11 protein-coding genes and 2 pseudogenes are annotated in these 11,582 nt (G+C 71.6%); 5 read left to right on the top strand and 8 right to left on the bottom strand.

Annotated elements, in window-relative coordinates:
* Window positions 1-782: pseudogene (locus ABD378_RS09650) on the bottom strand (PucR family transcriptional regulator); the annotation flags it as partial.
* Window positions 783-961: 179 nt separating this feature from the next.
* Here ABD378_RS09650 and ABD378_RS09645 point away from each other — a divergent pair.
* Both ABD378_RS09645 and pruA read left to right on the top strand, forming a co-directional pair.
* Window positions 962-1,888, top strand: a complete 927-nt coding sequence (locus ABD378_RS09645; RefSeq protein WP_344520140.1) for a proline dehydrogenase family protein — start codon at window positions 962-964, stop codon at window positions 1,886-1,888.
* A 51-nt stretch (window positions 1,889-1,939) separates the two neighbouring features.
* Entirely contained in the window at window positions 1,940-3,571 is a 1,632-nt protein-coding gene (pruA, locus tag ABD378_RS09640) for an L-glutamate gamma-semialdehyde dehydrogenase (RefSeq protein WP_344520139.1), read from the top strand.
* Between the two features lie 22 nt (window positions 3,572-3,593).
* Here the strand turns inward: pruA and ABD378_RS09635 are convergent, their stop codons facing one another.
* Entirely contained in the window at window positions 3,594-4,517 is a 924-nt protein-coding gene (locus ABD378_RS09635) for an alpha/beta fold hydrolase (RefSeq protein WP_344520138.1), read from the bottom strand.
* Window positions 4,518-4,622: 105 nt separating this feature from the next.
* Window positions 4,623-4,988 (bottom strand): MerR family transcriptional regulator, encoded by a 366-nt coding sequence (locus ABD378_RS09630; protein WP_344520137.1) that lies wholly within the window; start codon window positions 4,986-4,988, stop codon window positions 4,623-4,625.
* 109 nt (window positions 4,989-5,097) lie between these two features.
* Here ABD378_RS09630 and ABD378_RS09625 point away from each other — a divergent pair, with 109 nt between their 5' ends.
* A complete protein-coding gene (locus ABD378_RS09625; protein ID WP_344520136.1) occupies window positions 5,098-6,228 on the top strand; it encodes an alkene reductase in 1,131 nt (376 codons plus the stop codon).
* On the opposite strand, the gene ABD378_RS09620 is transcribed toward ABD378_RS09625, so the two are convergent.
* The 4 genes from ABD378_RS09620 to ABD378_RS09605 are packed head-to-tail and all read right to left on the bottom strand — an operon-like array spanning window position 6,207 to window position 9,637.
* Entirely contained in the window at window positions 6,207-6,914 is a 708-nt protein-coding gene (locus tag ABD378_RS09620; RefSeq protein WP_344520135.1) for a nitroreductase family protein, read from the bottom strand. The two genes, ABD378_RS09625 and ABD378_RS09620, sit on opposite strands and share 22 nt — an antisense overlap.
* A gap of 19 nt (window positions 6,915-6,933) precedes the next feature.
* Entirely contained in the window at window positions 6,934-8,169 is a 1,236-nt protein-coding gene (locus tag ABD378_RS09615) for a lysophospholipid acyltransferase family protein (protein WP_344520134.1), read from the bottom strand.
* Window positions 8,166-9,029 carry a phosphatidate cytidylyltransferase gene (locus ABD378_RS09610; RefSeq protein WP_344520133.1) on the bottom strand — a complete coding sequence of 288 codons (864 nt, stop codon included), beginning with the start codon at window positions 9,027-9,029 and terminating at the stop codon, window positions 8,166-8,168. The genes ABD378_RS09615 and ABD378_RS09610 overlap by 4 nt, the downstream gene beginning before the upstream one ends.
* Complete coding sequence (locus ABD378_RS09605) at window positions 9,026-9,637, bottom strand: CDP-alcohol phosphatidyltransferase family protein (RefSeq protein WP_344520132.1); 612 nt, start codon at window positions 9,635-9,637, stop codon at window positions 9,026-9,028. Before ABD378_RS09605 ends, ABD378_RS09610 begins: the two co-directional genes overlap by 4 nt.
* Before the next feature lie 52 nt (window positions 9,638-9,689).
* Here ABD378_RS09605 and ABD378_RS09600 point away from each other — a divergent pair, with 52 nt between their 5' ends.
* Window positions 9,690-10,241, top strand: coding sequence for a GNAT family N-acetyltransferase (locus ABD378_RS09600; RefSeq protein WP_386543782.1), 552 nt, complete (start codon window positions 9,690-9,692; stop codon window positions 10,239-10,241).
* Here the strand turns inward: ABD378_RS09600 and ABD378_RS09595 are convergent.
* On the bottom strand, window positions 10,238-11,257 hold the full coding sequence (locus ABD378_RS09595) for a zinc-binding dehydrogenase (RefSeq protein WP_344520130.1): 1,020 nt from the start codon (window positions 11,255-11,257) through the stop codon (window positions 10,238-10,240). The two genes, ABD378_RS09600 and ABD378_RS09595, sit on opposite strands and share 4 nt — an antisense overlap.
* 122 nt (window positions 11,258-11,379) lie before the next feature.
* Here ABD378_RS09595 and ABD378_RS09590 point away from each other — a divergent pair.
* Window positions 11,380-11,582: pseudogene (locus ABD378_RS09590) on the top strand (helix-turn-helix domain-containing protein); the annotation flags it as partial.

The following is an 11,582-nucleotide window of genomic DNA, read 5'->3' as shown; positions in this document are numbered from 1 at the left end:
CTCCCGATCCCCGCGGCCGCGCCCTTGGCCGCGTCCAGGAGCCGCGTGGCCGCGGACACCGCCGGGGTGGGCACGTCGGCCGAGCGCAGCCGGACCAGGACCGCGAGGCTCTGGCCCGCCGTGCCCCACGGCACGGTGCATAGGGCGGTGGCCCCTTGCACCGTACGGACCGAAGGGGCGGAGTCGGGGTCGGCGGAAGGCCAGGGGGCCACGCAGACCACCGCGTGCAGACCCTCGCCGCGCGGGCCGAGCGCCGTGCGCAGGTCGGCCACGGCCATGTCCCGCTGCCAGCCCCGCTCGGCGGTCAGGACCGCCCGGAACTCCCGGGTCAGGTCCGCGCCCGCCTGCGCCTCGTCGGCGAGCAGCGCGCCGATGCGGGTGGCGACCTCCATGGCGGCGGTCAGCTGGGCGTCCGTGGGCCCCGGATCGTCGTCGAGCAGCCATACGTATCCCAGGGCGAACCCCCGGTGCCGTACGGGAAGGCAGATCCGCCCGCGATGGACGCCCGCCTCCGGAGTGGGCGGAATGCGGATCGGTGCCGTCGCCCGGGTGATGCCGAAGCTCTCGAACCAGGTGCGGACCCCGGCCGTGGAACGGCGGGTGAGGATCGAGCGGGTGCGCACCGGGTCGAGAGCCGTCGTGTCGAAGTCGCTGTCGCCGCCGCTGTCGTGCGCGCCGAAGGCGATCAGTTCGAAATCGCGGTTCTCCAGCGTCGCGGGGGCGCCGAGCAGGGCTGAGATCTCGTCGACCAGTTCCTGGTAATCGCCTTTCACACTGTCCATTCTGACGTACTTCGCCCCTGCCTTCAGACAGATGTCTGAGATCCAGGGCACGGATGCGTGACAGCTGTCGATGGCCCGGGATCGGAGGGATCCTTAAGTTTCACGGTGGTTCTCCGTGCCGTACCGGCTTGTTACGCATATCCAGGTACGGCCCCGTTCTACTCTCCGTGGAGGTGCCCGTGCTGGGTCCCGTGATCCTCGCCGCGTCGCGCAGCGACCAGATGCGCCGTTTCGTATCGGCGGCCCCGGGCACCAAGCAGGTCGTCGCCCGCTTCATCGCCGGTGAGACCGTGGACCAGGTCGTGCCGATCATCACGGACGCCGCCGACAAGGGCCTTGAGGTCACCCTCGACGTCGTCGGCGAGGACATCACCACGCCCGAGCAGGCCGCCGCCGCGCGCGACGCCTACCTGGAGCTCGTCGAGCGCCTCAAGGACCTCGGCCTCGGCACGAAGGCCGAGATGTCCATCAAGCTCTCGATGTTCGGCCAGGCCCTGGAGGGCGGCCACGAGCTGGCCCTCGCCAACGTCCGCCCGGTCGTCCGCGCCGCCGCCGCGATCGGCACCACGGTCACCCTGGACGCCGAGGACCACACCACCCTCGACTCGATGTTCGCCATCCACGAAGAGCTGCGGAAGGACTTCCCGCAGACCGGCTGCGTCATCCAGTCGTACCTCTTCCGTACCGAGGACGACGCCCGCCGCCTGGCCGCGGCGGGCAGCCGCGTACGCATCGTGAAGGGCGCCTACAAGGAGCCCGCCGAGGTCGCGTACCAGGACAAGGCGGAGATCGACAAGGCGTACGTGCGCATCATGCGCATCCTGATGGAGGGCGCCGGGTACCCGATGATCGGGTCCCACGACCCGCGCCTGATCTCCATCGCACAGGAGCTCGGTCGGCGCGCAGGGCGCAAACTGGATGAGTACGAGTTCCAGATGCTGTACGGCATCCGCAGCGACGAGCACCTGCGGCTCGCGGCCGAGGGCCACCGGATGCGCGTCTACACCGCCTACGGCACCGACTGGTACGGATATTTCATGCGCCGCCTCGCGGAGAAGCCGGCCAACCTGCTCTTCTTCGCCCGCTCCATCCTCACCAAGGGCTGAGCGCTCCTTTCCCGACTTCCCCCGACCCCCCTCCAAGGAGATACGGAACTCATGGACGCCGTCACCCAGGTCCCCGCGCCGGTCAACGAGCCGGTGCACGGCTACGCCCCCGGTTCCCCGGAGCGTGCCCGCCTCGAGACCAAGCTCAAGGAGCTCTCCGAGAACCCCATCGAGCTGCCGATGACCATCGGCGGCGTCAAGCGCCTCGGTGGCGGTGAGCCCTTCCAGGTCGTGCAGCCGCACAACCACAAGGCCGTCATCGGCAACGGCCGCGGCGCCACGCAGCAGGACGCCCAGGACGCGATCGACGCCGCTCTCGCCGCCGCCCCGGCCTGGCGCGCGATGTCCTTCGACAACCGCGCCGCGATCATCCTGCGCGCCGCCGAGCTGCTCTCCACGACGTGGCGCGAGACGCTCGCCGCCTCGACGATGCTCGGCCAGTCGAAGACCGCCCAGCAGGCCGAGATCGACACTCCCTGTGAGCTCATCGACTTCTGGCGCTTCAACGTCAAGTACGCCCGTGACCTGCTCGCCGAGCAGCCCCCGGCGAACTCGACCGGCGTCTGGAACCGCCTGGACCACCGCCCGCTCGAGGGCTTCGTCTACGCGATCACGCCGTTCAACTTCACCGCCATCGCGGGCAACCTGCCGACCGCACCGGCCCTCATGGGCAACGTGGTCGTGTGGAAGCCGTCCCCGACGCAGACGCACGCCGCCGTGCTGCTCATGCAGCTCCTGGAGGAGGCGGGCCTGCCCAAGGGCGTCATCAACCTGGTGACCGGCGACGGCAAGGCCGTGTCCGACGTGGCCCTGACCCACCGCGACCTGGCGGGCATCCACTTCACCGGCTCGACCCCGACCTTCCAGCACCTGTGGAAGACGGTCGGCGAGAACATCGCCAACTACCGCACGTACCCCCGCCTGGTCGGCGAGACCGGCGGCAAGGACTTCGTCGTCGCGCACCCCAGCGCCGACCGCGCCGTCCTCAAGACGGCCCTGACCCGTGGCTCCTTCGAGTTCCAGGGCCAGAAGTGCAGCGCATCGTCGCGTGCGTACGTCCCCGCCTCGATCTGGAACTCCGGCTTCAAGGAGGAGTTCGCGGCCGAGGTCGACGGCATCAAGATGGGTGACGTCACCGATCTGTCGAACTTCATCGGCGCCGTCATCGACGAGCGCGCGTTCGCCAAGAACAAGGCGGCCATCGACCGCGCCGCGGCCGACCCGACCTGCACGATCGTCGCGGGCGGCACGTACGACGACTCGGTGGGCTACTTCGTGCGCCCGACCGTCGTCGAGTGCTCGGACCCGGCCAACGAGGTCTTCACGACCGAGTACTTCGGCCCGTTCCTGGCGATCCACGTCTACGAGGACGACAAGTACGACGAGATGCTGGCCCAGATGGAGTCGGCTTCGGACTATGCCCTGACGGGTTCGGTCATCTCGGGCGACCGCGCGGCCGCGGCGTACACGATGGACAAGCTCCGCTACGCGGCGGGCAACTTCTACATCAACGACAAGTCGACCGGCGCCGTCGTCGGCCAGCAGCCCTTCGGCGGCGGTCGGTCCTCCGGCACGAACGACAAGGCCGGCGCCCCGCAGAACCTGCAGCGCTGGACGCTGACCCGCGCCATCAAGGAGACGCTGGTCTCGCCGACGGACTACTCGTACCCGCACATGGGCTGAGCCCCCCCCCGGGCTTCGAAGCTCACCCCTGAACCCCGCCTCCGACCTGGGCCCCACCCCGGTCGGAGGCGGTGTTGTTCGTCAGGAAGCCGTCGATCAGTCCGCCGATCTGCGCGGCGTGCGTCTCCAGGGCGAAGTGTCCGGCGGGCAGCAAGTGCACTTCGGCCTCCGGCAGATCGCGCAGGAAGGCGAGCGCGCCCTCCGGCACGAAGATCTGGTCGTGGGCGCCCCAGACCGCGAGCAGCGGGACCTGGGAGTCGCGGAAGTACGCGTGGAACGCGGGGTACAGGTCGATGTTGCTGCCGTAGTCGCCCATCAGGGAGAGCTGGATCTCGTCCTGGCCGTCGCGGGCCATCAGGGCGATGTCGTGGTGCCAGGCGTCCGGGTTCAGCAGGCTCTGGTCCACCACCCCGTGCGTGTACTGCCACTTGATGCCTTCCGGGGAGCGGATCTCCCGTACGGGCTCGGCGGTCTTCTCGCTCGGGTCGGCGATGTACGCGAGCACGGGTGCCCACGCCTCGGTGCCGAGGCCCTCCTCGTACGCGTTGCCGTTCTGCGTGATGATCGCGGTGACGCGCTCGGGGTGCGCGAGCGCCAGGCGCAGGCCGATGGGGGCGCCGTAGTCCTGGACGTAGAGCGCGAAGCGGGTCAGGCCGATGCGCTCGGTGAACTCGGCGGTGACGTCGGCCAGTTCGGCGAAGGTGTACGTGAAGTCCTGCGCGGAAGGGGCGGCGGAGCGGCCGAAGCCGATGTGGTCCGGGGCGATGACGCGGTAGCGGTGGGCGAGCCGGGGGATGAGGTCGCGGAACATGTGGGAGCTGGTGGGGAAGCCGTGCAGCAGGAGGAGGACGGGGGCGTCGGCGGGGCCCGCCTCGCGGTAGAAGATCTCGTGGCCGCGGACGGTGATGGAGCGGTGGTGGGTGCGGGCCTGCTGCGAGCTGCTCATCTCTAACCCCTCAAGTGCGTTTTGGTGGTTGCGATGAGGTGAGTAGAGCACGCGCACGCCTAACTGGTCAATGCGCATTGAAGGGTTAGAGGGTTTGATGCGGGCTCAGCGGCTCGTGCCCGTCGCCGCCGTGATCACCTCGTTCAGGACCTCCCGTGCCCGCAGCAGGTCCGCCACCTGGCGGTCGATCCTGGCCCGCTCATCGGTCAGCTCGTCGACCAGCCACGGCGTCGCCTTCTCCGACGGGCCGCCGTCCTTGTCCCGCATGCACGGCAGCAGCTGGACGATCTTCGCGCTGCACAGGCCCGCCGCGAACAGCTCCTGGATGTGGACGACCCGGTCCACCGCCGACTCCGGGTAGTCGCGGTGGCCGCCCGGGGTACGGTCCGCGTACAGCAGGCCCTGCTTCTCGTAGTAGCGCAGGGAACGCTCGCTCACAGCGGTACGCTCCGCCAGCTCGCCGATCCTCATGTCACCCGCACCTCGCACCTCCGCACCTCGTACCTCCGCACCTCGCGCCTCCGCACCTCGTACCTCCGCACTTGAATCTGACACCAGTGTCAGCTTCTACCGTTCCGGCATGACGAACACCTCGCTTCTCGCCCCCTATTCCGCGGCCCGCATCGGCCACCTCCCCAACCGCGTCGTCATGGCCCCCATGACCCGCGCCCGCGCGGCGGACGACGGCACTCCGCTGCCGGTCGTCGCCGATTACTACGCCCAGCGCGCGAGCGCCGGCCTCATCGTCACCGAGGGCATCTGGCCAAGCAGCCGGGGCCAGAGCGGCTGGCGCTATCCAGGGCTGCAGACCGCCGCGCACATCGAGGGCTGGCGGCGGGTGACCGACGCCGTGCATGCCGCAGGGGGCCGTATCTACGCGCAGCTGATGCACGGCGGCCGCAACGGCCATCCGCTGGCCCGCATCGACGGTGACCTGCCGCTCGCGCCATCGGCCGTGACCCCGCCCGGCCATGCGCACGGCCCGGACGGCAGCAAGCCCGACTACGTCGCCCCGCGCGAGATGACCCTCGACGACATCCGCACGGCGATCAAGGACTTCGCGGACGCCGCCCGCAACGCCGTCGCCGCCGGCTTCGACGGGGTCGAACTGCACGGCGCCAACAGCTACTTGATCCACCAGTTCCTCGCGGACAACACCAACCTCCGCGACGACGCGTACGGCCGCGGCTCGGTCGCCGACCGCATCCGCTTCGCCGTCGAGGTCGTGCGCGCCGTCGCCGACGCCATCGGCGCCGAACGGCTCGGCCTGCGCCTCTCGCCGGGAAACCCGCAGTTCGGCATGGCGGAGGCCGACCCCGGCCCCGTCTACCGCGCGCTCCTCGACGAGATCGACGGCCTCGGCCTCGCCTACCTCCACCTCACCGACAACGACGGCTACCCGGCCCTCGCCGACCTGCGCCCCCGCTGGCACGGCGTCCTCATCGGCAACGTCGGCGAGAACGGCGACCCGACGACACGGGAGGCGGGCGAGGCCGTCCTGGCGTCCGGCGCCGCCGATCTCGTCTCGTACGGGCGGGCGTTCATCTCCAACCCCGACCTGCCGGAACGCTTCGCGGCGGGCGCGCCCCTCCAGGAGATCGACGAGGCGCACCTCTACACCAACGGGGCCGAGGGGTACAGCGACTACCCGGCCCTGGAGCGGGAGTTGGTGTCCGCTCAGGGCGGCGCTCAGACCTCCACGAGGACCTGATCAAGCGATTTCCGTACGAGATCGGGGACCTGGCAGTCCGGCGCCGGGTAACCCACGGGGATCACCGCGAACGCCTTCTCGTTCTCCGGCCTGCCGAGCACCTGCGACAGGAACCGCATCGGGCTCGGCGTGTGGATCAGCGCGGCAAGGCCCGACAGGTGCAGCGCGGACAGCAGCATCCCCACCGCGATGCCGACCGACTCGTCGACGTAGTAGTGCTTGTGCTTGGTGCCGTCATCGCCCAGCCAGTAGCGCTGCTGGAAGACGACGACGAGCGCGGGGGCGTCCGTCAGATGCGGCTTCACCTCGTCCGTGCCGAGCGGGCGCAGGGCCGCGAGCCACTCCTCGCCGAGCCGCCCGTCGTACGAGACGCGCTCCTCCTGCTCGGCGGCCTCGCGGATGCGGCGGCGCACCTCCGGGTCCTGGACGAGGACGAACGTCCACGGCTGCTGGTGCGCGCCGGACGGTGCCGTCGCCGCGCATGCGATGGCGTCCCGCACGACCTGAGCGGGCACCGGGTCCGGCGCGAACTGCCGCACCGTGCGCCGCTCCCGCATCCGCTCGCGCAACTCGGCGGCGTGCGCGAGGGATTCGTCCTCGGGCATGCGGGCGGGGCGGTAGGGGACGGAGCGGTAGGGCTCGCCGTGGATGGGGGTCCAGGGACGTTCTGCGGTCTCGTCAGCCATGGTCACGAGTGTGCCCCGGTCAGCTCCATCCCGTCACGATCAATGAGAGCCCGATCGTGAATCCGCCGCACAGAAGGGCCAGATACAGCCCGTAGAACCGTCGGAGACGGTGTACGAGGAACCCGAAGGCCCCGAAGGCGAGGCCCACCGTGAGGGTGCGGGAGCCGCGGGAGAGTGCCGAGTGGGCCAGCCAGTCCTGCGGCGCGATGTCGGCGCGGCCCGCCTCGCGTGCGTACACCTTGAAGGGGATGCCGTTCCAGGGCTGGTGGCGGACGGCCGCCGCGGCTTCGGTGGCCAGCTCGCTGCGTACCTCCGCGCGCATCCGCTCGGTGGTCAGCGGATGCGGCAACTGCACGCCGGACGCGGCAAGTTGGAGGGCGAGCAGCCCGCCCGCCAGGGAGCCCGCGAGTGCCGTGAGGGACAGCTTCAGGGCCCGGCGCGGCACCGCCACGCAGGCGATCGCCAGGAACAGCTCCGGCATCAGGGGCCAGCTCAGCGCCTCCGCGAAGGCCCAGACGAAGGCGGCGGCGAGGCCCCAGCGCGAGCCGATGACAGCGGCGGTCCGCTTTCGGGCGACGGAGTCCTTGAGCGGCTCCCGCTCGGTACGCCGGTGAAGCGCCGCCACGGCGTCACGCGCCGCCTCCGGGGTCGTGTCCGGGGGGAGCGGCGCTCCGATGCGGACCCTCACCAGGGTGGGGCGGAGTCGGCCGTGCTTGGGCAGGAGGCGGGCCGTGCCGTCGATGGCGACCGGGACGATGGGTACGTGGGCGTGCCGGGCGAGGATCAGCGCCCCCTTGTGGAAGGAGCCAAGCTCGCCTGCCCGGGCGCGGGTGCCCTCGGGGAAGAGGACGACGGCTCCGCCCGCGCGGAGGGTGTCCGCCCTGGACAGCAGGTCGTCCATGCCGCCTCCGGTGCGGCGCACGGGGAAACCCGCGGCCAGGCGGCTGCAGATGCGCTTCCGCCAGGGGGAGGCGAACCAGTAGTCCGCGGCGGCGCCTATCGCGGGCGCGTGGCCGGCGTCGAGCGCCGCGAGGACGGCGGCGGTGTCCGCGTGGGACGAGTGGTTCGCCACGACCACGCAGCCGCCGCGCGGGAGTCGACCGCGCCGCTCGATACCGCCGGTGAGGGTGAGCAGGGTCCACCAGAGGGCACGGCGGAGACGGGCCGCGCCTCGCTTCGGGCGCCGTCGGTCACCGGCTCCGCCGGGTTCGTCCTCAAAGGCCGGACGGGCTGGGTGCGTCGTACGGACCTTCACAGCGTCACCACCATCGTCAGGAGCAGAGCGACCAGCAGCGAATCGATCCGGTCGAGCAGCCCGCCGAACCCCGGCAGCCAGCTCCCCGCGTCCTTCACGCCCGCCTCGCGCTTGACCATCGACTCCAGAAGATCCCCCAGTACGCAGCCCACGAGCACCGCGGACCACAGCACGAGGGAGAACGCGCCGACCGCGGCCAGCGCGGCGGCGGTCGCGGCGGCGGCGCCCGCGACGCCCGCCCAGGTCTTGTTGGGGGAGAGGGGAGAGAGCGGCCGGGACAGGAGCCCCCTGCGGCCGAGGGCCGTACCCCCGCACCACGCCCCCACGTCCCCGAACGCCACCGCGACGCCCACCGCCACCGCCGTGTCGCCGAGCAGCACGAGACCGCTCAGCGAGACGGGGATCCAGAGGAGCCCGAAGACCGTCCGGCTCGCCCGCGTGAAGCCCTGCGCGGCATCTCCGGAGAAGAGGGCCGCACCGGCGGCGACGATCAGCAGCACGCCCGCCGTCCGCAGATCCAGGGCGCCGGGCGCGGCCCAGGCGATCCCCGGCACCGCGACGGCGGACACCCCGAGCACCGCGCGCTCGCCCCGCGGCAGCCCCGCCATCCGCGCGTACTCGCCCACGGCGACCACTCCGAGCCCGGCCGCGAGCGCGAACGCCCCTGCCCGGCCGAGGAAGAACGCCCCGAGGAAGAGCGGCGCGGCCAGCGCCCAGGTCCGCCACCGCTTGCGCAGCTCGCCACGCATCCGCACCCGCGAGGGCAGCGCGGCAACGGCCACCCCACCGGCCCCGAGCACCCCGGCGACCACGGGCAGGGCCCGCCCCGCGGCTTCCCCGGCGACGAACGCGGCGCTCATCGCTCGCTCCGCACGTCACCGGCGGGCAGCGGAGAGGCACCCAACTCCCGCCACAGGCGCGCGAGTCGGAGCCCCACCGTGAGGACCGAACCCGCGGCGATCACCACGAGTACCGGAACGACCCACCCGGAAGCCGCCGCGAGGACCACCAGGGCGCAGCGCTCCGTCTTGCCGACCGGGCCGCCGTTGAGGCGGGGCGCGCCTGCTGCCGCGCCCGCGAGCGACACCCACGAAGGCAGCGTCGCCGCGAGGCCCGCCGTCGCCACCAGCCACAGCGGGGCCAGGGTGAGGAAGCCTGCCAGCATGGCCAGATCGGCGGTCCGGTCGCCCAGTTCGTTCAGGAGCGCGCCGCGCCGCGTCGTGCGGCCCGTGTCGCGGGCCAGCGCGCCGTCGAGGTTCGCGAAGGCGAGCCGGGCGGCGAGCAGCACGGCCACGGGGAGCGCGGCGATCGGCACCGGAAGCCAGGCGAGCGCCGCCGCGGCGCCCGCCGCGCAGAACACACCCGCCACGGTGAGGGTGTCGGGCGACACCTCGCGGCGCGCGAGCGCGCCACGTACGCCGGACAACCGGTCCGCGTACCAGGGCTTGAGAGCGTAGAGGCCGTTCATGGCACCGACTCTGCCGCCGTCGGGCCGCGGGCGAATCGGCGTGCGTACTCAGATGTGGGCTGAGTACGGTGTATGGGTGACCACGCTGCGTACGGCCCATACCTACGATCTCGACCCCGCCGAACTCCGCGCCGCCCGCGCCCTGATGGCCGAGGCGTTCGACGGGGACTTCACCGATCAGGACTGGGACCACGGCCTCGGAGGTGTGCACGCACTCGTGCACGACGACTCCGGCCTCCTCCTCGCGCACGGCTCCGTGGTCCAGCGCCGGATCCTGCACAACGGCCGTTCGCTGCGCGTCGGTTACGTCGAAGCGGTCGCCGTCCGTCCCGACCGGCAGCGGCAGGGCCTCGGCGGGCAGGTGATGGGGGTGCTGGAGAAGGTGATCGACCGTGCGTACGCGCTTGGCGCGCTCTCGGCGTCGGACGAGGGGCAGCGGCTCTACCTCGCGCGCGGCTGGCAGGAGTGGAAAGGAGCGGTCGGCACCCTCGGCCCGGAGGGCGTGGTCCACATGCCGGACGAGGAGCCCCCGCTCCTCTGGGGCGCCGACCTCGACCCGGCGCACGAACTCCTCATCGACTGGCGCGACGGGGACATCTTCTAGCCGCCGAGTGCGTCCGATGCCGCTTCCGTCGCCCGAACGATGATCTTGCCCCGGTTCTCGCCCCGCAGCATCCCCAGGAACGCGTCCACGATGGAGCCGAAGCCGTCGACCACGGTCTCGTCGAGCCCGATGCGTTCGCTCTGCAGGTGCGGCACCACGAACTCGTACAACTCCTCCTGCACGTCGCGGTAGTCGCGGACATGGAAGCCTTCCATGCGCAGGCTCTTCTCGACGATGTCGGGGAGGTTGCGCAGGGTGTACGGCGTGCCGGTGCTGTTGTACTGGGCGATCGTGCCGATGCGTACGATCCGTCCGTACTCGCGCAGCGAGGAGATCGCGGCTTCGAGGGGCTCGCCGCCGACGTTGTCCAGGTAGAGGTCGATCCCGTCGGGCGCCGCCTTCGCGAGCAGTTCGGCCGTCGGGCCCGTGTGATAGTCGAAGGCCTCGTCGTAGCCGACGTGTTCCGTCAGGTACGCCGCCTTCGCCGCCGTTCCCGCGCTGCCGACCAGCCGTCCCGCGCCCATCAGCCGGGCAAGGCGACCGGCGGCCGTGCCCACGCCGCCGGCCGCACCGGAGACGAACACGTCCTGTCCCTCGCGGAGTTCGGCGATGCGGGTGAGGCCGACGTAGGCGGTAAGGCCGGTGCCGCCGAGGATGCTCAGATGCGCGGAGAGCGGTACGCCGTCGAAGCGGGGGACGGCGCGTGCCTCCTCGGGGGTGACGACGCTGTGGGTGCGCCAGCCCTGGCGGTGGAAGACGATCTCGCCCGCACGGAGCGCGGGGTCACGGGAGTCCACGACGCGGCCGATGGCCCGGCCCTCCAGCGGGGCGTGCAGCGCGAAATCGCCGTCCATCATTTCGCGGTGGTAGGGGTCCACCGACCAGTACAGGTTCTCCACCAGGGCCGTACCCGGGGCGGGTTCGGGCAGTGCGGACTCCACGAAGGCGAAGTGGCCGGGGGTGGGGAAGCCGTGGGGGCGGGCGGTCTGGTGCACGGTGAGCGCGGTCTCGGTCATGGCGGTGACCGTACGGAGGAATGCGGGGGCCGGGGAGAGGGTTGCGCTCATGGAACGGCTCGACCCATGAAGAGCCCTCATAGAAGCAGGTGGGACCCCTGATGGATGCTGCCCCGAAGGCCATGGCGAAGACCGCAGCCACCGACCTCGCGCCCCACGAACTCCGCATCCTCGTCGCCGTCGACGCCGAGCGCGGGTTCTCGGCGGCGGCCGAGGCACTCGGGCTCACCCAGTCCGCGGTCTCGCACTCCATACGCGGCACGGAACGCAAGGTCGGAGCGGTGCTCTTCGAGCGTGGCCGGAAGAGCGCGACGCCGACCGCGGC

It is taken from the genome of Streptomyces rectiviolaceus, assembly GCF_039533825.1.
Lineage (GTDB): Bacteria > Actinomycetota > Actinomycetes > Streptomycetales > Streptomycetaceae > Streptomyces > Streptomyces rectiviolaceus.
This window is presented reverse-complemented; position numbering and strand designations above follow the sequence as displayed.

Excerpts from the sequence above, each read along its gene's own strand:
- ABD378_RS09625 (WP_344520136.1), top strand. The coding sequence starts at position 5,098 with ATGACGAACACCTCGCTTCTCGCCCCCTATTCCGCGGCCCGCATCGGC.
- pruA (WP_344520139.1), top strand. The coding sequence starts at position 1,940 with ATGGACGCCGTCACCCAGGTCCCCGCGCCGGTCAACGAGCCGGTGCAC.
- ABD378_RS09600 (WP_386543782.1), top strand. The coding sequence starts at position 9,690 with ATGTGGGCTGAGTACGGTGTATGGGTGACCACGCTGCGTACGGCCCAT.
- ABD378_RS09635 (WP_344520138.1), bottom strand. The coding sequence starts at position 4,517 with ATGAGCAGCTCGCAGCAGGCCCGCACCCACCACCGCTCCATCACCGTC.
- ABD378_RS09595 (WP_344520130.1), bottom strand. The coding sequence starts at position 11,257 with ATGACCGAGACCGCGCTCACCGTGCACCAGACCGCCCGCCCCCACGGC.
- ABD378_RS09630 (WP_344520137.1), bottom strand. The coding sequence starts at position 4,988 with ATGAGGATCGGCGAGCTGGCGGAGCGTACCGCTGTGAGCGAGCGTTCC.
- ABD378_RS09620 (WP_344520135.1), bottom strand. The coding sequence starts at position 6,914 with ATGGCTGACGAGACCGCAGAACGTCCCTGGACCCCCATCCACGGCGAG.
- ABD378_RS09605 (WP_344520132.1), bottom strand. The coding sequence starts at position 9,637 with ATGAACGGCCTCTACGCTCTCAAGCCCTGGTACGCGGACCGGTTGTCC.
- ABD378_RS09610 (WP_344520133.1), bottom strand. The coding sequence starts at position 9,029 with ATGAGCGCCGCGTTCGTCGCCGGGGAAGCCGCGGGGCGGGCCCTGCCC.